General features: G+C 72.6%; 24 protein-coding genes. 23 read left to right on the forward strand and 1 reads right to left on the reverse strand.

The window, feature by feature from the left end; all coding sequences use genetic code 11:
- Nucleotides 1-379 (forward strand): NlpC/P60 family protein (locus tag QL987_RS13995; protein ID WP_290158197.1); only part of this gene is annotated, 379 nt, incomplete at its 5' end.
- Between the two features lie 96 nt (nt 380-475).
- On the opposite strand, the gene QL987_RS14000 is transcribed toward QL987_RS13995, so the two are convergent.
- A complete protein-coding gene (locus tag QL987_RS14000) occupies nt 476-967 on the reverse strand; it encodes an inorganic diphosphatase (protein ID WP_221849042.1) in 492 nt (163 codons plus the stop codon).
- Nucleotides 968-1,034: 67 nt separating this feature from the next.
- Here QL987_RS14000 and tilS point away from each other — a divergent pair, with 67 nt between their 5' ends.
- From tilS to QL987_RS14110, 22 genes are all read left to right on the forward strand, one after another.
- Nucleotides 1,035-2,075 (forward strand): tRNA lysidine(34) synthetase TilS, encoded by a 1,041-nt coding sequence (gene tilS, locus QL987_RS14005; RefSeq protein ID WP_290158199.1) that lies wholly within the window; start codon nt 1,035-1,037, stop codon nt 2,073-2,075.
- Nucleotides 2,076-2,084: 9 nt separating this feature from the next.
- Nucleotides 2,085-2,636 carry a hypoxanthine phosphoribosyltransferase gene (gene hpt / locus QL987_RS14010; RefSeq protein ID WP_111075264.1) on the forward strand — a complete coding sequence of 184 codons (552 nt, stop codon included), beginning with the start codon at nt 2,085-2,087 and terminating at the stop codon, nt 2,634-2,636.
- 180 nt (nt 2,637-2,816) lie between these two features.
- Entirely contained in the window at nt 2,817-4,805 is a 1,989-nt protein-coding gene (gene ftsH, locus QL987_RS14015) for an ATP-dependent zinc metalloprotease FtsH (RefSeq protein ID WP_110904451.1), read from the forward strand.
- Nucleotides 4,806-4,811: 6 nt separating this feature from the next.
- Nucleotides 4,812-5,774, forward strand: coding sequence for a dihydropteroate synthase (gene folP / locus QL987_RS14020; RefSeq protein ID WP_290158201.1), 963 nt, complete (start codon nt 4,812-4,814; stop codon nt 5,772-5,774).
- Nucleotides 5,771-6,190 (forward strand): dihydroneopterin aldolase, encoded by a 420-nt coding sequence (gene folB / locus QL987_RS14025; protein WP_111075261.1) that lies wholly within the window; start codon nt 5,771-5,773, stop codon nt 6,188-6,190. The genes folP and folB overlap by 4 nt, the downstream gene beginning before the upstream one ends.
- On the forward strand, nt 6,187-6,717 hold the full coding sequence (folK, locus tag QL987_RS14030) for a 2-amino-4-hydroxy-6-hydroxymethyldihydropteridine diphosphokinase (protein ID WP_290158202.1): 531 nt from the start codon (nt 6,187-6,189) through the stop codon (nt 6,715-6,717). Before folB ends, folK begins: the two co-directional genes overlap by 4 nt.
- Nucleotides 6,714-7,193, forward strand: coding sequence for a DUF3180 domain-containing protein (locus tag QL987_RS14035; RefSeq protein WP_181439284.1), 480 nt, complete (start codon nt 6,714-6,716; stop codon nt 7,191-7,193). The genes folK and QL987_RS14035 overlap by 4 nt, the downstream gene beginning before the upstream one ends.
- 67 nt (nt 7,194-7,260) lie before the next feature.
- Nucleotides 7,261-7,842, forward strand: coding sequence for a PH domain-containing protein (locus tag QL987_RS14040; RefSeq protein WP_290158203.1), 582 nt, complete (start codon nt 7,261-7,263; stop codon nt 7,840-7,842).
- A 7-nt stretch (nt 7,843-7,849) separates the two neighbouring features.
- The gene (locus tag QL987_RS14045; protein WP_290158204.1) at nt 7,850-9,634 is read left to right on the forward strand and encodes a PH domain-containing protein; all 1,785 of its coding nucleotides are present in this window, start codon (nt 7,850-7,852) and stop codon (nt 9,632-9,634) included.
- Complete coding sequence (locus tag QL987_RS14050; protein ID WP_290158205.1) at nt 9,631-10,323, forward strand: Rossmann-like and DUF2520 domain-containing protein; 693 nt, start codon at nt 9,631-9,633, stop codon at nt 10,321-10,323. Before QL987_RS14045 ends, QL987_RS14050 begins: the two co-directional genes overlap by 4 nt.
- A gap of 30 nt (nt 10,324-10,353) precedes the next feature.
- Entirely contained in the window at nt 10,354-10,671 is a 318-nt protein-coding gene (locus QL987_RS14055) for a hypothetical protein (RefSeq protein ID WP_290158206.1), read from the forward strand.
- Nucleotides 10,672-10,852: 181 nt separating this feature from the next.
- Entirely contained in the window at nt 10,853-12,385 is a 1,533-nt protein-coding gene (gene lysS / locus QL987_RS14060; protein ID WP_290158217.1) for a lysine--tRNA ligase, read from the forward strand.
- Nucleotides 12,386-12,448: 63 nt separating this feature from the next.
- Nucleotides 12,449-12,652, forward strand: a complete 204-nt coding sequence (locus tag QL987_RS14065; protein ID WP_111075251.1) for a hypothetical protein — start codon at nt 12,449-12,451, stop codon at nt 12,650-12,652.
- 177 nt (nt 12,653-12,829) lie between these two features.
- Complete coding sequence (locus tag QL987_RS14070; protein ID WP_290158207.1) at nt 12,830-13,615, forward strand: BtpA/SgcQ family protein; 786 nt, start codon at nt 12,830-12,832, stop codon at nt 13,613-13,615.
- Nucleotides 13,612-14,790 carry an SIS domain-containing protein gene (locus QL987_RS14075; protein ID WP_290158208.1) on the forward strand — a complete coding sequence of 393 codons (1,179 nt, stop codon included), beginning with the start codon at nt 13,612-13,614 and terminating at the stop codon, nt 14,788-14,790. The genes QL987_RS14070 and QL987_RS14075 overlap by 4 nt, the downstream gene beginning before the upstream one ends.
- Entirely contained in the window at nt 14,783-15,709 is a 927-nt protein-coding gene (locus QL987_RS14080; RefSeq protein ID WP_290158209.1) for a carbohydrate kinase family protein, read from the forward strand. Before QL987_RS14075 ends, QL987_RS14080 begins: the two co-directional genes overlap by 8 nt.
- Nucleotides 15,706-16,428 carry an aspartate/glutamate racemase family protein gene (locus QL987_RS14085; RefSeq protein ID WP_290158210.1) on the forward strand — a complete coding sequence of 241 codons (723 nt, stop codon included), beginning with the start codon at nt 15,706-15,708 and terminating at the stop codon, nt 16,426-16,428. Before QL987_RS14080 ends, QL987_RS14085 begins: the two co-directional genes overlap by 4 nt.
- Nucleotides 16,425-18,005 carry an amidohydrolase family protein gene (locus QL987_RS14090; protein WP_290158211.1) on the forward strand — a complete coding sequence of 527 codons (1,581 nt, stop codon included), beginning with the start codon at nt 16,425-16,427 and terminating at the stop codon, nt 18,003-18,005. Before QL987_RS14085 ends, QL987_RS14090 begins: the two co-directional genes overlap by 4 nt.
- Entirely contained in the window at nt 18,002-18,940 is a 939-nt protein-coding gene (locus QL987_RS14095; protein WP_290158212.1) for a polysaccharide deacetylase family protein, read from the forward strand. Before QL987_RS14090 ends, QL987_RS14095 begins: the two co-directional genes overlap by 4 nt.
- Nucleotides 18,937-20,739 (forward strand): ABC transporter ATP-binding protein, encoded by a 1,803-nt coding sequence (locus QL987_RS14100; protein ID WP_290158214.1) that lies wholly within the window; start codon nt 18,937-18,939, stop codon nt 20,737-20,739. Before QL987_RS14095 ends, QL987_RS14100 begins: the two co-directional genes overlap by 4 nt.
- Entirely contained in the window at nt 20,736-21,590 is an 855-nt protein-coding gene (locus QL987_RS14105) for an ABC transporter permease (RefSeq protein ID WP_290158215.1), read from the forward strand. The genes QL987_RS14100 and QL987_RS14105 overlap by 4 nt, the downstream gene beginning before the upstream one ends.
- A 4-nt stretch (nt 21,591-21,594) precedes the next feature.
- The gene (locus QL987_RS14110; protein ID WP_253466202.1) at nt 21,595-22,521 is read left to right on the forward strand and encodes an ABC transporter permease; all 927 of its coding nucleotides are present in this window, start codon (nt 21,595-21,597) and stop codon (nt 22,519-22,521) included.
- Nucleotides 22,522-22,533: the final 12 nt, after the last annotated feature.

Here is a 22,533-nt window from a genome sequence, read left to right on the forward strand (position 1 = left end):
CGCGATCTCGTACGCGCGCGGACAGCTCGGCAAGGCGTACGTCCTGGGCGGTGCCGGCCCGAACGTCTGGGACTGCTCCGGCCTGGTGATGATGGCCTACAACTCGCAGGGCATCACGACCGGCGGACACAACGTCGTCTGGCAGTACAACTACTTCGGCTCCATCGGCCGTCTGGTGCCGCTGTCGCAGCGTCAGCCCGGCGACATCCTGTTCTACTCGAGCAACGGTGCCGCTTCCGGTGGGTACCACGACTCGATCTACACCGGCAACGGGATGATGGTCGAGGCCGCACGTCCGGGCGTCGGCGTCGTCGAGCGTGCGGTGTGGACGCCGAGCCAGCTCCTGCCCTACGTCGCCCGCCCGAGCGGCTCGATGTAGCCCCGGACGCAGCAGAACGGCCCGGCCCCCGCGAGGGGACCGGGCCGTTCTGCGTCAGCGAGAGCGCGCCAGCAGACGCGCATCAGCAGACGAGCGTCAGTGACCGCCGGGCACGTACGCGGCCTGGCCGGCCGTGACGATCGCCTCGGCCTCGGCGGCGTCGCCCCAGCCCTCGGCCTTGACCCACTTGTTCGGCTCGAGGTCCTTGTACCGCTCGAAGAAGTGCGCGATCTCGGCCTTCGTCTGGTCGTCCACGTCCGAGATGTCCTGGATGTGGGCCCAGCGCGGGTCCTTCGCCGGGACGACGAGGACCTTGGCGTCGACGCCGGCCTCGTCGCTCATCTTGAAGACGCCGACTGGGCGGACCTTGACGCCCACGCCGGGGAAGGTCGGGTACTCGAGGAGCAGCAGCGCGTCGACGGGGTCACCGTCGTCGGCCAGGGTCTTCTCGAAGAAGCCGTAGTCCGTCGGGTAGACGAACGAGGTGAAGAGCACGCGGTCCAGGTACACGCGACCGGTCTCGTGGTCGACCTCGTACTTGTTGCGGCTGCCCTTGGGGATCTCGACGACGACGTCGTACGCGGCCATGTGCACTCCTAGTTTCCTCAGGTGGTGGGTCTGTCGGCCGTCGGGACGGCCCGGCTAACGTTACCGGGTGAACACCGAGCGTCCCCGGCTGGACCCCGCCGTCGCCGCCGTCCGTCTGGCGGTCCGCACCATGCTCGCCCGCGCGCTCGACGAACAGGTCGTCGGCCCGGGCAACCTCGTCCTCGTCGCGCTGAGCGGCGGGGCCGACTCGCTGGCCCTCGCGGCGGCCACCGCGTTCGAGGCGCCGAAGCAGGGCCTGCGCGCCGGCGCGGTCATCGTCGACCACGCGCTCCAGGCGGGCTCCGAGGCGGTCGCGGCACGGGCCTCCCGGCAGGCCGCCGAGCTGGGCCTGGTACCCGTCGTCGTGGACCGTGTCGACGTCGGCACCGCCGGTGGGCCGGAGGCCGCCGCCCGGGAGGCCCGCTACGCCTCCGTCACGTCGGTCGCGGCCGCCGAGTGGTCACCCCTCGTGCTCCTCGGGCACACGCTCGACGACCAGGCCGAGACGGTCCTGCTCGGACTGCTCCGGGGGAGCGGGCCGGACAGCCTGACGGGGATGGCATCGCTCGTGCGACCGGACCGCCCGGGGCCGTCCCTGGGGCGGCCGATGCTCGCGCTCCGGCGCGCGACGACGCGGCAGGCGTGCGCCGCCTCCGGACTCGTGCCGTGGGACGACCCGCAGAACGACGACCCGGCGTACACGCGGGTGCGGGTGCGGAACGCGCTGATGCCGGTCCTCGAGCGCGAGCTCGGACCCGGCGTCCCCGAGGCACTGGCCCGGACCGCCGACCAGCTCCGCGAGGACTCCGCGGCGCTCGACCACTTCGCCGAGGAGATGGCCGAGGACCTCGCCGAACACTCCGAGGCCGGCATCTCGCTGTCCGTGCCGCAGCTGGCCGCGAACCCGCCGGCGCTCCGGCAGCGGCTGGTCCGACTGGCGGTCGAGAGCGAGTTCGGCGTGACGCTGTCCCGGCTGCAGACGCTCGAGGTCTGCCGACTCGTCACCGACTGGCGGGGGCAGGGGCCGATCGACCTGCCCGGTGTCCGGGCCACGCGGACGGGTGAACGGGTGTCCTTCGCCGCCAGGGAGCCGCTTGCGGGCGGTTAGGCTGGAGCGGTGGAACTCTCCGACGTGCAGGCCGACCTCTCCGAAGTGCTCTTCACCCCCGAGCAGATCGACGACAAGATCGCCGAACTCGCCGCGGCGGTGGACCGTGACTACGCCGGGCGGGACCCGCTCCTGGTCGGCGTGCTGAAGGGCGCGGTCATGGTCATGGCCGACTTCTCCCGACACCTGAAGATGCAGGCGCGGATGGACTGGATGGCGGTGTCGTCCTACGGCTCCGGCACGAAGTCGTCCGGTGTGGTGCGGATCCTCAAGGACCTCGACACCGACCTGCACGACCGCGACGTCATCATCGTCGAGGACATCATCGACTCCGGCCTGACGCTGTCCTGGCTCAAGCAGAACCTGCAGTCCCGCGGGGCCGCGAGCGTCGAGATCGTCGCCCTGCTGCGCAAGCCCGAGGCCGCCAAGGTCGAGGTCGACGTCAAGTACGCCGGCTTCGAGATCCCGGACGCGTTCGTCGTCGGGTTCGGCCTGGACTACGACGAGCGTTACCGCAACCTGCGCGGCATCGGCGTCCTCGCGCCGCACGTCTACTCCTGATCCACCGGGGCCGGCATCGGCCCTGACCGGCGGCGACGGGCGTCGTCCACCAGGCGTCACTGCTGATCTGTGGAGTTCGCCCGCAGAGGACACCCATTCTCGCCACAGAGTCGCGGCCGTATGCTGAGCGGCACGCACTTCAGGCAGCAGAAAGGTGTCGGGCCGTCGGGCCCGGATCACATGGACTTCAAGCGCATCCTCCGCGGGCCGTACATCTGGATACTGCTCGCAGTCGTGGGGATCTTCGTCGGATGGACGTTCATCGCCCAGTCCGGCACCCAGGAGATCTCCACCCAGAAGGGTCTCGAGCAGCTCTCGGACGGCAAGGTCTCCTCGGCCGTCGTCAACTCCACCGAGCAGCGCGTCGACCTGACCCTCCGCAACGACGGCGGCACCGAGCAGTTCTACTACTCGACCCCCCGTGGCACCGAGGTCGTCGAGGCGGTCTCGCAGGCCGACCTGCCCAAGGGCTACAACGACCACGTCCAGCAGTCGAACGTCCTCGTGTCGCTCCTGCTGACGCTGCTGCCGTTCCTGCTCATCGGCGCCCTGTTCTGGTTCCTGCTCTCGAGCGCCCAGGGTGGCGGCTCGAAGGTCATGCAGTTCGGCAAGTCCAAGGCAAAGATGAACAACAAGGAGAACCCGCAGGTCTCCTTCGCTGACGTCGCCGGTGCGGACGAGGCCATCGAGGAACTGCACGAGATCAAGGAGTTCCTCAAGGAGCCCGCGAAGTTCCAGGCCGTCGGCGCCCGGATCCCGAAGGGCGTGCTGCTGTACGGCCCTCCCGGAACCGGCAAGACCCTGCTCGCCCGTGCCGTCGCCGGTGAAGCCGGTGTGCCGTTCTACTCGATCTCCGGTTCGGACTTCGTCGAGATGTTCGTCGGTGTCGGCGCCAGCCGTGTCCGCGACCTCTTCGACCAGGCGAAGCAGAACTCGCCCGCCATCGTCTTCATCGACGAGATCGACGCCGTGGGCCGCCACCGTGGTGCCGGCATCGGCGGTGGCAACGACGAGCGCGAGCAGACGCTGAACCAGCTCCTCGTCGAGATGGACGGCTTCGACGGCAAGACGAACGTCATCCTCATCGCCGCGACGAACCGTCCCGACGTGCTCGACCCCGCACTGCTCCGCCCGGGCCGCTTCGACCGGCAGATCGGCGTCGACGCGCCCGGCCTGCAGGGTCGCAAGCAGATCCTCGAGGTGCACGCGAAGGGCAAGCCGCTCGCCGCGAGCGTCGACCTCGAGCTCCTGGCCCGCAAGACGCCGGGCTTCACCGGTGCCGACCTGGCGAACGTCCTCAACGAGGCCGCGCTGCTGACCGCCCGGTCGAACGCGCAGCTCATCGACAACCGCGCCCTGGACGAGGCCGTCGACCGCGTGATGGCCGGCCCGCAGCGACGGACCCGCATCATGTCCGACCAGGAACGCCTCATCACCGCGTACCACGAGGGTGGACACGCCCTGGCGGCCGCAGCGATGCGCCACACGGACCCGGTGACGAAGATCACGATCCTGCCGCGTGGCCGGGCCCTCGGCTACACGATGGTCCTGCCGCTCGAGGACAAGTACTCCGTCACGCGCAACGAACTGCTCGACCAGCTGACCTACGCCATGGGTGGCCGCGTCGCCGAGGAGATCGTCTTCCACGACCCGACCACGGGTGCGTCGAACGACATCGAGAAGGCCACCGGCACCGCCCGCAAGATGGTGACCGAGTACGGCATGAGCCAGGCCGTCGGTTCCGTCAAGCTCGGCTCGGGGTCCAGCGAGCCGTTCGTCGGCCGTGACATGAGCGGCGGCACCGGTCGCGACTACTCGGAGAACATCGCCGAGACCGTCGACGCCGAGACCCGCGCCCTGCTCGAGGCCGCGCACGACGAGGCCTACCAGGTGCTCAACGCCAACCGGGACATCCTCGACCGCCTGGCCGGCGAGCTCCTCGAGAAGGAGACGCTCGACGCCCCGGAGCTCGTGGAGATCTTCAAGGACGTCCGCAAGCTGCCCGAGCGCCCGCAGTGGCTCTCGAGCGACAAGCGTCCGGTGAGCGACCTGCCGGCGATCGAGGTGCCGGGCAAGGCCGCCGCGATGGCCGAGGAGCCCGTCGGGATCGACGCCTCCAAGCCGCGTCGTCACCGCCCGTTCGGCAACCCCGGTATCGCCCCCGCGTAGGCCGGCATGACCGACCTGCCGACGAGACGGTCGCGTCGGCTCGCCGAGGTGAGCCGGGCCCGCGAAGCAGCAGCAGCGCCGGCGACGGTCGCGATCGACCTCCGAGCACCCGCACCGGTGCCGGAGATCGTGACCGGCCGTCGCCGCGGTCGCTCCACCCCCGAGGGCACCCGCGTGATGGGGATCCTCAACGTCACGCCCGACTCGTTCAGTGACGGCGGGCTGCACCTGGCCGTCGACGCGGCTGTCGAACATGCGCGGCACCTGGTCGCGGCCGGGGCGGACCTGGTCGACGTCGGTGGGGAGTCCACCCGGCCCGGCGCCGAGCGGGTCCCCGTGGACGTCGAGCAGCAGCGGGTCCTGCCGGTCGTGCAGCAGCTGGCGTCCGAGGGCATCGCGGTGAGCGTCGACACGATGAACGCCAGCACCGCCGAACGCGCGGTCGAGCTGGGCGCCGTGATCGTCAACGACGTCTCCGGTGGGCTCGTCGACCCGGACATGTCGCGGGTCGTCGCCGAGACCGGAGTCGGCTTCGTCGTCATGCACTGGCGCGGCCACAGCGACCGGATGTACCGCAACGCCGAGTACACCCACGCGGTGGAGGAGGTCCGGCGCGAGGTCGAACTCCGGGTCGCGGAACTCATCGTCCTCGGAGTGCGCCAGGAACAGGTCGTCATCGACCCGGGCCTGGGGTTCGCCAAGCGGGGACAGCAGAACTGGGAGCTCCTGGCGGGCTACGAACGCTTCGCCTCGATCGGCCTGCCCGTCCTGGTCGCCGCCTCTCGGAAGCGGTTCCTGGACGGCGTCGGCAGCACGGCCGGGGCACCCCCGGTCGAACGAGACCTGGCCACGGCGGCGATCAGCCTGCTCGCGGCCGAACGCGGCGCCTGGGGCGTCCGCGTGCACGACCCGGCGCCGACCCGCGCCGTACTCGACGTCTGGGACGCCTGGAGGGCAGCTCGATCATGAGGGACACCATCCGCCTCGTCGGAGTCCGCGCACGCGGACACCACGGGGTCTTCGACCACGAACGCGCCGACGGACAGGACTTCGTCGTCGACGTGGCCGTCGAGGTCGACGCGACCGCCGCCTCCGACTCCGACGACCTGGCGGAGACCGTGCACTACGGCGTGCTCGCCGAGCAGGTCGTCGCCGAGATCGAACGCGACCCGGTCGACCTGATCGAGACCCTGGCCGAACGGATCGCCGCGGCGGTCCTGACGCACCGGGCCGCGCTGGCGACCGAGGTCACGGTGCACAAGCCGCAGGCCCCGATCACCGTGCCGTTCACCGACGTGTCGATCACCATCCGACGCGAGTCCCCGGTGCCGACCGACGACCCGACGACCGACGACGAGAGCGAACCGCTCGAGGAAGAAGAGTGACGCGCGCCGTCATCGCCCTCGGTGCGAACCTCGGTGACCGGGGGAGCACCCTCCGCGCCGCCGCGGCCGCCGTCGCCGCGTTGCCCGGGGTCCGACCGGTGGCCTCGAGCCGCGAGGTCGAGTCCGTCGCGCTCACCCTGGACGGCCTCGACACGACGAAGCCGCGCTACCGGAACGGTGTCGTGGTCGTCGAGACCGACCTGGAGCCGCAGGAGTTGCTCGACGCCCTGCACGGCATCGAGGACGAGCACGGCCGCACCCGCGAGGTCCGCTGGGGCGACCGGACGCTCGACCTCGACGTGATCGCCGTCGGCGACCGCCGCATCGACACCGCCACGCTGACCGTCCCGCACCCGCGTGCCCACGAGCGGGCCTTCGTGCTCGCGCCCTGGGCGGACGCCGACCCGGAGGCGGTGCTGCCGGGCCACGGGTCCGTCGCCACCCTGCTCCAGACGTTGGGCGACGACACCGAGCGGGTCGACGAACCGCGACTGTTCGAGACCACCGAGCCGGAGCCCACCCCGTGAAGCCGACCCGGGCCTCCACCCTGATCGGCGTCGCGGTCGTCGCGGCCGTCGCCGGGTTCGCCCTCGACACCGCCCTGACCGCACGCCAGTCCCCGACGCTCCTGATGTCGGTGCCGCTCGGGCTGACGCTGGTCTTCATCGGCATCGCGCTGCTGTTCATGGCCTCGCCGATCCGCCGCCAGACCCGAGGTCGGAACGACGGTCGCCGGGTGGACCCGATGTACGCCACGCGGGTCGTGTTCCTGGCGAAGGCGTCGAGCATCTGCGGGGCGCTGTTCGGGGCGTTCGCGCTCGGGCTGCTCGTGTACCTCCTGTCCCGGTCCGTCCTGCCTTCGCTAGGCTCGACCCTGCCGAACGCGGTGGCGTTCGGCGGCGGGATCGTGCTCACCGTGTGCGCCCTCGTCGCCGAGCGGATGTGCATCGCGCCGCCGCCGGACGACGACGACCACGACGGTCGGGGCACCACCACGGTGTGACCGGCCTGGTCGGTCGACGATGACCGAGCAGCGCAGGCCGACCGAGCAGCGCAGACCAGGAGACCCGATGCCGACCCAACTGGACGAACCCGGCCGGATCGACGACGGGCCCGCCGACAGCCGGCCCGGCGGTGGCCGCCGACTCGACGAACCAGGTCTCGGCCTGCACGACATCACGTGGACGCGGGTCTCGGCGAAGCTCGTCTGGACCGACCTCATCGCGGCGATCGTCATCGGCGGCGTCGTCACCGCGGGCCTGGTGCTCATCGGTGTCGCCAGCGGCGGGACGGGTGGCTCGGCCGGGCTCGTCTGGTTCGTGATCGCCGCGGTGGTTGCCGTCATCGCGATCGTCACCGCAGCGCTCACCCCGCGCCGCATCCGGTCGATCGGGTACGCCCTGCGCGACGACGACCTGGTGCTCCGCCGCGGACTGATGTGGCAGCGCTTCACCGCGGTGCCGTACGGCCGCCTGCAGCTCGTGGACGTCAACCGGGGGCCGCTCGACCGGGTCCTGGGCATGAGCGAACTGAAGTTCGTCACCGCGGCCGCGTCCTCGAACATCCGCATCCCCGGCATCCCCGCCGCCCAGGCCGACGAGCTGCGTGACCGACTCGTCGAGCTCGCCGAGTCCCGTCGCGCCGGACTGTAGGCCGCACGTGTCGTTCCGACCGGACGCCTCGATGCCCGCGCCGCCGCGGAAGGGCGACGCCGCCGCGGCCGCACCCCTGACCGACGGCGAGTGGCACCGGCTGCACCCGCTGACGCCGCTGCTCAAGGGCGGCATCTTCCTCGTCGTGATCCTGGGCTACGTGCTCAACAACCTCCGTGACCAGATCGTCGAGGTCTTCATCCCGGGTGAGGGCGGGCCGCAGGAAGAGGGCGACCCGGTCCGCTACGTGTACGAGCACGGCGTCGTCGGTTGGGTCCTGCTCGGCATCGTGGTGCTGCTCCTGGTGCTGATCGGCTTGTTCTACCTGTCCTGGCGGATGCACGAGTTCCGGGTCACCGGCGAGATCGTCGAGGTCCGCTCGGGCGTCGTCTTCCGCACGCACCGCAAGGCCCGGCTGGACCGGATCCAGGGCATCAACATCTCGCGGCCGCTGATCCCGCGGCTGTTCGGCACCGCCAAGCTCGAGGTCGCGCAGGCCGGCAACGACGCCAACGTGCAACTCGCCTACCTCGGGGCCAAGGCCGCGGACGACCTGCGGCAGCGCATCCTGGTGCTCGCCTCCGGCGCGAAGGACACCGACCGCCCCCGGTACGCCGGTGCGAGCGGCGGCCTCCTGCAGGACCGCGTGGACGAGTTCCTGGCACCCGAGCTCGACCCGGACGCCGTGCACGCCACCCGCGTCGTCCGCGTCCACCCCGGCCGGCTGATCGGGTCGATGCTGCTCTCCGGCACGACCGTGGTGATCCTGCTGCTCGTCGTCGCGATCATCGTCAGCATCAGCCTGACCGGGCAGTACTTCCTGCTCGTCTCGCTGTTCCCGGCCGTCATCGGCGCCGGCGGCTACTACGTCCGCAAGTTCTCGAAGTCGCTGCGGTACACGATCGCCGACACCCGGGACGGCATCCGGATCGGCTTCGGCCTGTTCTCGACGTCGAACGAGACCCTGCCGCCCGGCCGCATCCACGCCGTGAGCGTCGCGCAGCCGCTGCTCTGGCGTCCGTTCGGCTGGTGGGACATCCGCATCAACCGGGCGACGAACGCCGGCAACGGGGCCTCCACGAACCAGCAGGTCTCGTCGATCGTGCTGCCGGTCGGCACCGCGGCCGAGGTCCGGCAGGTCCTCGAGATCATCCTGCCCGAGCTGGTGGGGTCGGCCGTCGTCGGCCCGGAGGCGTCGATGGAACGGATGCGCGAGGGCTCCGCCGAAGCGGTCGGGGTCGTCGACGACAGCCTCACGACGAGCGGCGACCATGGCGGCTTCGTGCACTCGCCACGTCGCGGTCGCTGGCTGCGCCCGCTGTCGGCGTCCCGCAACGGCTACCGCTTCGTGCCGGGCGCCGTGCTGCTCCGGCTCGGAGCCGTCTGGCGCTCGCTCGTGGTCGTGCCGCTGCCGCGCGTGCAGAGCGTCAAGGTGACGCAGGGTCCGCTGGAGCGTGCGCTCCGCCTGGCCTCGGTCCACGTGCACACCGTCAGCGGTCTGGTCTCCGCCCGCGTCGGGGCGCTCGACGCCGGGGATGCGCAGCGCCTCTGGTCCGGCACCACCGAGCGGGCCGTCGAGGCCGCCGCGACCGACACCTCGCACCGCTGGCGTGACGGCCAGGAGGCCCGGCCCACCGCCGGTACACCGGGTCGCCACGCGCAGGCACCCACGTCGGCACCCGGGCCGTGGCCCGGGCAGTGGGCCGGTGCCGCGCCCGCCGCACCGGCGTGGCTGACGCAGGACGGGCCTCCCGTCTGGACCGGTGTGCCGGCACCGGAGGCCGTGCGATGAGGGCCGGCCGGCTCGGCATCGGGATCATCGGTGCCGGACGCGTCGGACCCGTGCTGGGTGCCGCGCTCGCGAACGCCGAACACGCCGTCGTCGGGATCACCGCCGTCTCCGATGCCGGACGCGACCGCGCCGAGGCGATGCTCCCCGGTGCGCCGGTCCTCGGCACGCCGGAGCTGGTCGAGCGGAGCGAACTCGTGCTCCTGGCCGTGCCGGACGACCAGCTGCCGTCGCTCGTGCAGGGGCTGTCGGACGCGGGGATCTGGCAGCCGGGGCAGCTCGTCGTGCACACCAGCCCGGACCACGGGGTCGACGTCCTGGCACCGGCGATGCGTGCGGGGGCGATCCCGCTCGCGATCCACCCGGCGATGGCCTTCACCGGGACGAGCATCGACCTGTCCCGGCTGCGCGACGCGTACTGCGCCGTGACCGCGCCCGGGCCGGTGCTGCCGATCGCCCAGGCCCTGGTGGTCGAGATGGGGGCAGAGCCGTTCGTCGTCGCCGAGCGGGACCGGCCCGCCTACGCCGACGCGGTCCGGGCGGCGGTGAGCTTCTCGACGGCGATCGTCGACCAGTCGGCTGGCACGCTGGCGGGCATCGGGGTGGAGCACCCGGGGCGGGTGCTCGGGGCGCTCGTCCGCTCCGCCGTCGACAACGCGCTGACGGCGGCCGACGGCCAGTCCGTGATCTGACGCGGGGAGTCGGGCTGCGGCGCCCGCTCCGTGGTCACCGCCGACGGCCACGCGGCCGACCGGTCGCAACTCCCCGCTCACGTCCGTCGAGTGGTCACCATCTGTCGCTCGGGACGGGCTGAACCGACGTTCTGCGACCGCTCGTGGGTGCTTCAGGGAGAACTCGACGATGCCCGGATCGCGGTGCGCAGTCGGCCGCCCGCCGGTCGACCCGGGGCGGCGATGCCGCCGGCACATGCCGCGGAGTTCCTCGTGGTGTCGTGTCAGGTCGTCGACGGCGCTGATCAGATCACGGCCTCGGTCCTCGAAGAGACGGTCCTTGAAGTCGTAAACGGGAGGAGCAGCTGAGCTGACCATGAGGAACAGGATGGTGGCCGTCACGAGGACTGCGGCTCTGAGGCGTCGAATTAGGTTCGTCACCCAACTTCCTATGCACCGCGTGAGCGCCGACTGCGACGCCCGCCGTTCCGGGCACGGCCGGACCGGTAGCATCGACGCGATCCCCCACGACCTCCGGAGCCGCACCCGCATGACCGACGAGACCGCCCCCGCCACCACCGAGACCGCGGTCGCCGACGCCGCCGCACTGGCCGAGCAGGAGACCAGCGAGCAGCGTCAGGTCCGGCTGGACAAGCGCGCGCGCCTGCTGGAGGCCGGGATCGACGCCTACCCGGCCGAACTCCCGATCACCACGACGATCCCCGCGGTCCGCGCGCAGTACGAGCACCTCGAGACCGGCGAGGAGACGCAGGACGTCGTCGGCGTCGCCGGCCGCATCGTGTTCTCGCGCAACACCGGCAAGCTCTGCTTCGCCTCGCTGCAGTCCGGCGACGGCGCACGCATCCAGGCGATGGTGTCCCTGGCCGAGGTCGGCGACGAGTCCCTGGCCCGCTGGAAGGAGTTCGTCGACCTCGGTGACCACGTGTTCGTGCACGGCCGGGTGATCTCCTCCCGCCGCGGCGAGCTGAGCATCATGGTCGACGACTGGGCGATCGCGGCGAAGGCGATCCTGCCGCTGCCGAACCTGCACAACGAACTCAACGAGGAGACCCGGGTCCGCCAGCGGTACCTCGACCTCATCGTGCGCGAGGACGCCCGCAAGACCGTCAGGGCCCGCGCTGCCGTGATGTCCTCGCTCCGCGACACCTTCACGTCGCACGAGTACCTCGAGGTCGAGACCCCGATGCTGCAGACCCAGCACGGTGGTGCCTCAGCCCGGCCCTTCGTCACGCACTCGAACGCGTTCGACACCGAGCTGTTCCTGCGCATCGCACCCGAGCTGTTCCTCAAGCGTGCGGTCGTCGGTGGCATCGACCGGGTCTTCGAGATCAACCGGAACTTCCGCAACGAGGGTGCCGACTCGTCGCACTCGCCCGAGTTCGCGATGGTCGAGGCGTACCAGGCGTACGGCAACTACGAGCAGATGGCCACCCTGACCCAGGAGCTGGTGCAGAACGCCGCCCGTGCGGTCACCGGCGGCTCCCTGGTCGTCAACCTGCCCGACGGCAGCGACTACGACCTCGGTGGCGAGTGGGCCCGACTCGACATGTACGAGTCCCTGTCCGAGGCGTCCGGTCACGAGATCACGCCCGAGACGCCGCTGTCCGAGCTGCAGGCGCTCGCCGACGCCGAGGGTGTCGAGGTCGCGCACGCCACGCACGGCAAGTACGTCGAAGAGCTGTGGGAGCACTTCAACGGGGACAAGCTGTACGCCCCGACGTTCGTGATGAACTTCCCGGTCGACACCTCGCCCCTGACCCGGCAGCACCGCACCCGCCCGGGCGTCGTCGAGAAGTGGGACCTCTACGTCCGCGGCTTCGAGCTCGCCACGGCGTACTCTGAGCTCGTCGACCCGGTCGTGCAGCGGGAGCGCTTCGTCGAGCAGGCCACCCTGGCTGCCGGTGGAGACCCCGAGGCGATGCGCGTCGACGAGGAGTTCCTGCGGGCCCTCGAGCACGCCATGCCGCCGTCGGGTGGCATGGGCATGGGTGTCGACCGGCTGCTCATGGCGATCACCGGCCTGGGAATCCGCGAGACGATCCTCTTCCCGCTGGTCAAGTAGGGCCCCTGGTCAAGTAGGGCCCCTCGTCACGGAGGGCCCAGCGGGGCGACGTACGATGGGACCATGCCGCATGGAATCGTCTCCGGAGTCGTCTTCGCCCTGACCCCGACGATCCTGCTGGGTGTCATCTTCTGGTTCATCATGCGCGCGATCATCCGTGCCGACCGGACCGAGCGTGCCGCGTACACGAAGATCGAGGCCGAAGAGCGTGCCCGGTTCGAGCGCGAGCGTGGCGTGACGACGACCGCGCCGCCCACGGCCGACTGACCGTATACAGGGTGTTCTGCCCTGCCTGATCCGGCCGAGACTGCTCGCGGACCGGAACGGAGCGCATTGCTCCTGACCAGGGCTTCTGTCCGCCGGACCGGAGTGCACCGACACGCTTCATCTGGCTGAAACACGCGTTCATGCGACCGAAACGCAGAACTGTATACCGTTTCGCTCGTGCCTCTCGCCCCGTTCCGCCTCGTCGGAGTCCTCCACCTCCCGCCCCTGCCCGGCGCCGTGAACTACGCCGGCGTCCCCGTCTCCGCGATCGCCGAACGGGCCGCTGAGGACGCCGCCGCGCTCGTCGCCGCGGGCTTCACGCACTTGATGGTGCAGGACGCCAGCGACATGCCCCAGGCGGTCCGCGTCGACGCCCCCACGGTCGCCGCCCTCGCGGTCGTCGGCGCTGCCGTCACCCGAGCCGTGGACGTCCCGGTCGGCGTGGTCGTCGGCCACAACGACGGCCCGAGCGCGGTCGCGATCGCCCACGCCATCGGAGCGACGTTCGTGCGGGTCAAGGTCCTCACCGGCGTCTCGGTCGGCCCGACCGGCTGGATCGAGGGGTGCGCCCACGACGTCGCGACGATGCGCCGCCGACTCGGAGCGGACGTCGAGGTCTGGGCGGACGTGCACGAGGCCACGAGCCTCGCCCTGGCCGGCAGCCCCGCCTGGGCCGCGAAGGAGGCGCACGACTTCGGGCTCGCGGACGTGCTCGTCGTCACCCGGGACAGCGGGGTCGCCGACGCCCTGGACGACATCGAACGACTGCGCGCCGTCGCCGACGTGCCGTTCGTCGTCGGTGGTCGGGTGACGCTCGACACCATCGACGACACCGTCCGCCGGTCCGACGGCGTGGTGCTCGGCAGCGCCATCAAGCGCTCGAGCGCCCCGGACGCCCGCATCGACCCGGAGACCGCCGCCCGCTTCGGCCGGGCCCTCGACACGACAGGACACCGCGCATGACCGCCACCCCGCCGAGCCCGTTCATCGGTGTCGACAGCCCGCTCGACGCCCGGCAGCAGCAGGTCGTCGAACGCGTCTCCGCCGCCGAGCACGCCTCGATCGTCGCCCTGCCCACCGACCACCCCCTCGACCCGAAGCGTCGTGCCCGGGACGAGGCGACCCTCCCGGAACTGGTCGCCCAGCCGGACCGGATCCGCGAGACCCTCGCCGCGAACGACGAGGACCTCGACGAACTCGCCGCCCTCATCGCCCGGTCCGAGGTCGACCGCGTGTTCGTGACCGGCGCCGGGGACTCGCTCGCCGTCGCCATCGCGGCCCGGCAGGTGCTCGAGCAGATGCTCCGGGTGCCGGTCGAGCCGGTGCAGAGCCTGGAGCTCGCCTACTACGGCGCCCCGCTCGTCACCGAACGCAGCGTCGTCATCGCCCTGTCGAGCTCGGGGGAGACCACCCGCACCGTCGAGGCCGCGCTGATGGCCCAGCACGCCGGTGCCCTCGTCGTCGCCATCACGAACACGACGGGCTCGACCCTGGACGTCGAGTCCGCACGCACCCTGCGGCTCCGGGCCACCCGCGTGGGCTGGCCGACCCAGTCCTCGACGACCGCCCTCGCGCTGCTGCTCGACCTCGCCACGCGGGTCGGTGTGCTCGCCGGGGTGCCGGCGGCCGAGGGGCTCCGCCGTGAGCTGGCGGCGGTGCCGGAGCTGATGGAGCACGTCATCGCGACCACCGAGCCCCGCCTCCGCGCGATCGCCGAGCGGGAGCAGGGCGCGGGCACCTTCCTGTTCTCCGGCGCCGGCCCGAGCTGGGGCAGCGCGATCATCGGCGCCGCGAAGGTCAAGGAGTGCACGCCCGACCACGCCGAGGCGATCCAGGTCGAGGAGTTCCACCACTACAACTCGCTGAAGCGCGGCGAACCGATCTGGGTCATCGCGCCGGCCGGGCCGTCCGTGCCGCGGGCCGTGCACACCGCCAGCGAGGCGAAGCGGTTCGGCGGTGCGGTGTACGTCGTCACGACCGAGGGTGTCGACGCCTTCGACGCGATCGCGGACGAGGTCGTCGTGGTCCCGGCGATCGCCGAGGCACTCAGCCCGCTGCTCACCGTCCTGCCCGCGCAGCTGACCGGGTACCTGCTCGCGATGGCGCAGTTCACCACCGCCGAGGCCCGGCATGGCTGACTCGCTGCTCTGCATCGGGAACCTGACCATCGACGACCTCGTGGTCGGTGGCGCGACGACGACCGCACTCGGTGGCGACGCGCTCTTCGCCGCCCTGGCCGCCCGTCGCGAGCTGACGGACGTCCGCATGCTCGCACCGGTGGGGACGGACCTGCCGGCCACGCTCCTCCAGGCCGTCGTCGACCGCGGCATCCGCGTCGAGCCGAGCCGCCCGCGCACCGGACGCACCGTCCGGAACCGCGTGACCTACGCACCCGACGGCAGCCGCACGTGGGACCTGCTCGACGGCGAGGCGGCGTTCGACGCCATGTCGGTGTACCCGGCGGACGTCGGAGCCGACGCCCTGACCGCCAGCGGCGTCTTGGTCTCCGCGATGTCGCTCGGCGCGCAGCTGGCGCTGGGGCCGTGGCTCCGTGAGCGGACCGACGCCACCGTCCTGCTCGACCTGCAGGAGGACTACGTGCTCGGTCACGAGGACGAGCTGCTCGCCCTGCTCGCCACCTGTGACGTGTTCCTGCCGAGCGAGGTGGAGGCCGTCCGGCTCGCCGGGACGACCGACCTGGAGGCCGCGGCTCGGCGGTTCCTCGAGGCCGGCCCCGACGTCGTCGTCGTGAAGACCGCCGAACGCGGCTGCCTCGTCGCGACCGCGGGAGGCGTGACCCGCGTCCCGACCGACGCCGTCGAGCCCGTCGACTCCACCGGAGCCGGGGACGCGTTCTGCGGGGCCTTCGCCGCCGCGACCGTCCGCGGGGCCGACCCGGTCGAGGCCGCGCGGGCCGGTGCGGCCGCGGCGCGCGTCGCGATCGGCGCACACGGGGTGGCGGGGCTGCTCGCCGACACCGAACCGGCGCGAGCGGGCGCGGCGACGACGCCGGCGCCAGCGTCAGTCACAGCAGCGACGACGGGAGCGGTCCGGTGACCGAGGTGCGCATCGTCAACCCGAACACGAGTCAGCCGATGACGGACGCCGTCGCGTCGACGGCCCGCGCCGTCGCCCGACCCGACACCACCGTCACCGCCAGCTGCTCGACCACCGCCCCCGCGTCCGTCGAGACCGCCGTCGACGAGGTCTTCGGCGCCGCCGGCGTCCTCGCCCAGGTCGAGCGCGGCGAGGCGGACGGCGTCGACGGGTACGTGATCGCCTGCTTCGGCGACACCGGCATCGACGCCGCCCGCGAACGCGCCGCCGGCCCCGTCGTCGGCATGACGGAGGCCGCACTGCAGGCCGCCGCGCTCGTCGCCCACCGCTTCACCGTGATCACGATGCCGCCGCGGACGATCGCGATGACCGACCGCGTCGTCCGCGCCCTCGGGCTCGGCCACCGCTGCACCGTGCGGGCCGTCGACGTCGCGGTCGCCGACATCGAGTCCGGCGCCGGCCCGGCCTACGCCGCGTTCGCCGAGGAGGCCCGCAGCGCCCTGGTCGCGGACGGTGCGGAGGCCGTGGTGCTCGGGTGTGCCGGCCTCACCGATCTCGTCGGTGCGCTCCGCACCTCGCTCGGGGTGCCGGTGATCGACGGTGTCGCCGCGGCGACCGTCGCCGTCGAGGGCCTGCTGGCGCAGGGCATCACGACGTCCCGCGCCTGCACCTTCGCCGAGCCCGTCGGTTCCGCCACCACCCGGGAGGTGTGGGGGTGAGCGTCCTGTTCACCGACGTCCTGCTGTGGGCGCCCGAGGAACCCTCCGGCATGACCGGTCCGACGGACCTTCTGGTCACCGGCACGACCATCGCCGTGGTGGGTCCGACCGCGCGGGCCGCCGCGCCCGCCGACGTCCGGGTGGTGGACGGCCGCGGACACCACATCGTGCTGCCCGGGCTCGTCAACGCGCACTTCCACTCGCCGGCGAACCACCTCAAGGGTGCGTTCCCGAGCCGGCCGCTCGAGACCTTCATGCTCTACGAGTCCCCGTCGGACCCTGCCCTGACCCCGACCCCGCGGGAGGCGTACCTCCGGACGATGCTCGGCGCGCTCGAGATGCTCCGCACCGGGACGACCAGCGTGCAGGACGACGCGTTCCTCATGCCGACGCCCGACCCCGAGGTCATCGACGCCGTCATGCAGGCGTACGCGGACAGCGGGATCCGGGCCTCTGTGGCGCTCGACCAGCCGGAGCTGCCCGACGTCGAGAAGCTGCCGTTCCTCGACGACCTCGGTATCGACGAGGCGACGACCCGCGCGCTGCACGCCCCCGCCCCCGCATCGGCCGCGGACCTGCTCGACGCCTACGACCACCTGTTCCGGACCTGGCACGGGGCGGCGGACGGTCGCCTCACCGCGGCCGTCTCGATCTCCGCCCCGCAGCGGGTCTCACCGGAGTACTTCGGCGCTCTCGACGACCTCAGCCGCACCCACGACGTGCCGCTCTTCGCCCACATGCTCGAGACCCGCACGCAGCGTGCCCTCTCGCACCCGTCGAGCGGCCAGCCGCGGTTCGCCGGCCGGAGCCTGGTCCGCTACACGGCGGACCTGGGGCTGCTCAGCGACCGGGTGAACGTCATCCACGCGGTCTGGGTCGACGACGACGACCTCGACCTGATCGCCACGGCGGACGCGGTCGTCGCGCACAACCCGGTGTCGAACCTGCGGCTCGGCAGTGGCGTGATGCCGTTCCGCGCGATGCGGGACCGCGGCATCCGGGTGGCGCTCGGCGTCGACGAGGCGATCTGCGACGACACCGTGAACACCTGGGGCGTCGTCAAGCAGGCCGGTCTCATCCACACCGTCACCGGCGACGACCCGGACCGCTGGCCACGACCGGCCGAGGTGCTCGAGGCACTGTGGGACGGCGGGGCCGCGGCCATGCGCCGTGACGGCCGGACCGCGCTCGGCACGGTGGGCCGGATCGCGGTCGGGGCGGAGGCCGACCTCGCGCTCCTCGACCTGCACGCGCCCGCCTTCACCCCGTTCAACGACCTGCGGGGCCAGCTCGTGTACTGCGAGTCCGGCACCAGCGTCCGGATGACGGTCGTCGCCGGGACGGTCGTCGCCGAGGGAGGCCGGGTCACCTCGGTCGACGAGGACGCCCTGCTCGCCGAAGCCCGCGAACTCCACGCCGCCCGTCGCCCGGCCCTCGAGCGCACCTGGGCCGACGCCGACCGGCTCCGCCCCGCCTACGCCGCCGTCGTCCGCCGCGCCGCCGCGACCGACCTCGGCCTGCCCGACCGCGGCATCGCACCCGCACACCGGACCACCACGAACGGGATGACCGCATGACCGCCGACGACACGCTCCGGACCACCGCTCCGGGGCACGACCTCTGGCCCTACCGGCCGATCACCGCGCCCGGCGGACCGGCCTGGCCGGACGGCAAGCGCCTGGCCGTCTACGTCGCCGTCGGGCTCGAGGAGTACCGGTTCGGCGTCGGTCGGACCGAGGACATCGTGCCCGACGTCGCCGCCCCCGACCTCGTCAACACCTCGTGGCGCGACTACGGCAACCGCGTCGGGGCGTTCCGGCTGCTCGAGCGACTGGACCGCGCCGGCATCCCGCCGACCGTGCTCCTCAACACCGCCGTCTACGACACCGCACCCGAACTGATCCGGGCCGCGCGGGAGGTCGGCGCCGAGTTCATCGGGCACGGCACGTCGAACTCGGACTCCCTGGTCGGCATGTCCGCCGCCGGCGAGGCCGCGTACGTCGCCGGGGTCGCCGCCCGCATCACCGCCGAGGAGGGCGCCGCACCGGGCGGGTGGTCGAGCCCCTGGCTCAGCCACACCACGTCCACGCTCGACAGCCTGGCCGGCAGCGGGTACCGGTACCTGCTCGACCTCCGGCTCGACGACCGGCCCGTCACCGTCCCGACCCGCAACGGCGACCTGCTCGTCCTGCCGTACGCGCTCGAGGTGAACGACAGCACGACCGTCGTCGGTCGGGGCGCGTCGGCCGCCGAGTTCGCGGACATGGTGGTCGACGAGTTCGACGAGCTGCTCGACCGCTCCGCCGACCAGCCGCTCGTGATGAGCGTCGTCGTGCACTCCTTCATCTCCGGCGCCCCGTTCCGGCTGCGGGCCCTCGACCGGGCGCTCCGGCACATGACGGCCCACGCCGACCGTGTCTGGTTCACCCAGCCCCGGGCGATCGCCGCGCACCTCGCCGCAGCCGAGACAGCAGCCGGATCCGTCGCCCAGACCAGGGAGCCGACCGCATGACGACCGCGACGATCCGCGACCTGCACGTCTCGCTCGAGCGGGACGGGGCACGGTCCGAGGTGCTCCGCGGCATCGACCTGGACATCGCCCCGGGCGAGATCGTCGGGCTGGTGGGGGAGTCCGGCTCCGGCAAGAGCATGCTCGCGATGAGCCTGCTCGGCCTGCTGCCGGACGCCGCCCGACCCGAGGTCACCGGCGAGGTCACCGTGCAGGGCACCGACATGGTGCGCGGCACCGACGCCGAACGCCGGGCAGCGCGACGGTCCTCGCTCGGCGCCGTGTTCCAGGACCCGATGACCTCGCTCAACCCGACGATGCGGATCGGTCGGCAGATCACCGAGGCCGGCCCCGACCGCGCCGGTGCGGTCGCGCTCCTCGACAGCATGGGTGTCCCGGACCCCGACCTGCGGTTCAGCGTCTACCCGCACGAGCTCTCCGGCGGACTCCGGCAGCGCGTGATGGCCGCGATCGCGATGGCCGGTCGCCCGGCCCTGATCGTCGCGGACGAACCCACGACCGCCCTCGACGTCACCGTGCAGGCGCAGTTGCTCGACCTGCTGCAGGAACTCCGCGACGACCACGGCTGCAGCGTCCTGCTCATCACCCACGACCTCGGTGTCGCCTCGCGCATCGCCGACCGGATCGCCGTCATGTACGCCGGCCGCCTCGCCGAGGTCGGACCCACGGCCGCGGTCCTCGGCACCCCGGCCCACCCGTACACGGCGGGTCTGCTCCGCTCGCGGCTGTCCCTCGCGCTCGACCGGGACGCCCGGCTCCCCGCACTGCCGGCCGACACCCTCGACCCGGCCGAGCGCCTGGTGGGCTGCCCGTACCGCGCCCGGTGCCCGCTCGCCGTCGCCCGGTGCGCCACCGAGATGCCCGGCCTCGACGCCTCCGTCCCGGCGCCCGACCACGCCGCCGCGTGCTGGCGGGACGCCGACACGGTCCGTGCGACCGGGGCTCGGCCCGACGCGGCCAGCGCACCCGACGGGACCGGCGCGGACGACGCGGGACGGGCCTCCCGGCCGACAGCGGACACGCCCACTGCGCCCGCCTCCACAGCGGACGCGGTCGTCGTCGAGGACCTCGTCTGCACCTACACGACCGGCCGCGGCCGCCGCGCACGGACCGTGGAGGCCGTCCGCGGCGTCAGCTTCCGCGTGCCGGCCGGCCGGTCCCTCGCGATCGTCGGCGAGAGCGGATCGGGCAAGTCCACCGTCCTCCGCGCCGTCGCCGGACTCGTCCCGGCCCGGTCCGGACGCATCACCGTCGCCGAGGGCGGCGCGCAGATGGTCTTCCAGGACGCGGGGTCCTCGCTCACCCCGTGGATGACGGTCGGCGAGACCCTCCGCGAACGACTCGTCCCCGCCCGCCTCGGCCGCACCGAGACCGACCGACGCGTCGCCGAGGCGCTCGACGCGATCGGCCTGCCCGCCACCGTCGCCCGCCTGCGCCCCGCCGACCTGTCCGGCGGCCAGCGGCAGCGGGTGGCCCTCGCCCGCGCGACCATCGTCCGGCCCGCGGTCCTGCTCTGCGACGAACCGACGAGCGCCCTCGACGCCTCGCTGGCCGCCGTGACCCTCAACACCATCCGTGACATGCGTCGGGAGCTCGCCATGACCGTCCTGTTCGTCACCCACGACCTGGCGGTCGCCCGGCTGATGGGCGACCACATCGCCGTCGTCGAACGCGGCCGGGTCATCGAGACCGGACCCGCCGACGCGGTGATCCACGACCCGCAGGAGCAGTACACCCGGACGCTCGTGGCGTCCGTGCCGGAGATCGCGGTGCCCGCATGAGCGCCGCCGTCGTCGCCCCGCGCTGGACGCTCCGGCCGACCTCGGGCGTGCACGCCGGTCGTCGCACGGCCCAGGTGCTCGTCGGGCTCCTCGTCGCGCTCACCGTCCTGGCGCTCGTCGCCCGGCTGATCGCACCCGACGACCCCATCCAGCCCGTCGCGATGGCCCAGCTGCCGATCGGCACCCCGGGGCACCTGTTCGGCACCGACTCGATCGGGCGGGACGTGCTCTCCCGCACGCTCTTCGGCCTGCAGACGTCGTGGCTGTCGGCGCTCGCCGTGGTGGCCGTCGGACTCGTCGTCGGCGGGGTCGTCGGCGCCACCGCGGGTGTCGCCGGCGGCTGGGTGGACAGCGTGCTCATGCGGGTCACCGACCTGTTCCTCGCACTGCCGTCGACCCTCGTGGCGATCGCGATCGTCGCGGCCCTCGGCCCGGGCCTGACGAACACCCTCGTCGGCATCTCGGTCGTCTGGTGGCCGTACTACGCCCGGATCATCCGGTCCGAGGTCCGCGCGACCGTCACCCGCCCGCACGTCGAGGCCGCCCGGCTCGCCGGTGTCGGTCGTGCCCGGCTCGTCCTGCGGCACGTGTTGCCCGGCGCGGTCCCGACCGCGATCGTGACGGCGAGCCTGGACATCGGCAACGTCGTGCTGCTGCTCGCCGGGCTGTCGTTCCTGGGCCTCGGGCAGCCAGCACCCGCGGCGGAGCTCGGCGCGGACACGGCCGCCAACACGCAACTACTGCTCAGCGCCTGGTGGGTCCCGGTCGTGCCGGGTGCCGCCGTGCTCCTCCTGAGCCTCGTGTCCAACCTCGCCGGCGACGGCGTCCGCACCCTGATCGCCCGGAGGTAGCGCCGTGGTCACGTACGCCCTCCGCCGCATCGGCTCGCTCGTCGTCGTGCTGCTCGTCCTCAGCGTCGTGGTGTTCCTGCTCCAGCAGGTCTCACCCGGTGACCCGGCCCGTGCAGCGCTCGGTGCCAACGCCTCCCGGTCCGCGGTCGACGCCGAACGGCAGCGGCTCGGGCTCGACGACCCGCTGCCCGTGCAGTTCCTGCGGTTCATCGGGGGCGCCCTGCACGGTGACTTCGGCACCTCGTTCCGGACGCACCGCCCGGTCGCCACCGACCTGGCGTCCGCGGTGCCCGCCACCGTGCAGCTCGTGCTGGCGGCGTTCGCGATCGCCCTCGTGCTCGCCGGGCTGTTCGCCGCGTCGGGGGCCCTGCGCTGGCCGTTCTCCGGCGTGTACCGCGGTGTGCTGCTCGTCGGGGCGACCGCGCCGCCGTTCCTGCTCGCCCTCGGCGGCATCATCCTGTTCTACGCGCAGCTCGGGTGGCTGCCGGCCTCCGGGCAGGGCGACGGCGGGCTCGGGTCCGAGCTGTCGCACCTGGTCCTGCCCGCCACCGTGCTGGCGATCGCGCCGGCCCTGGCCATCGGGCGGATCCTGCGCTCCGGGCTCGAGACCACCCTGGTCGCCGACCACGTCCGCACCGCCCGGTCGAAGGGGCTGGGCGAGGAGACGATCCTGGCGCGCCACGTCGTCCGGAACGCCGTCGGCCCGGCCCTGGCGATGTCCGGCCTGCAGCTCGGGTTCATGTTCGCCGGCGACGTCGTCGTCGAGCAGGTCTTCAGCTGGCCCGGCATGGGCAGTTACCTGGCGAACAGCATCCCGACGTCGGACTACCCGGCGATCGCCGCGGTGACCCTCGTGCTCGGCGCGGTCTACGTCGTCGTGAACACCGTCGCGGACCTCCTGCAGACCGCCGCCGACCCGCGCCTCGCCTGACCTCCCCCCCCC

Source organism: Curtobacterium sp. APC 4022, assembly GCF_030407555.1.
Lineage (GTDB): Bacteria > Actinomycetota > Actinomycetes > Actinomycetales > Microbacteriaceae > Curtobacterium.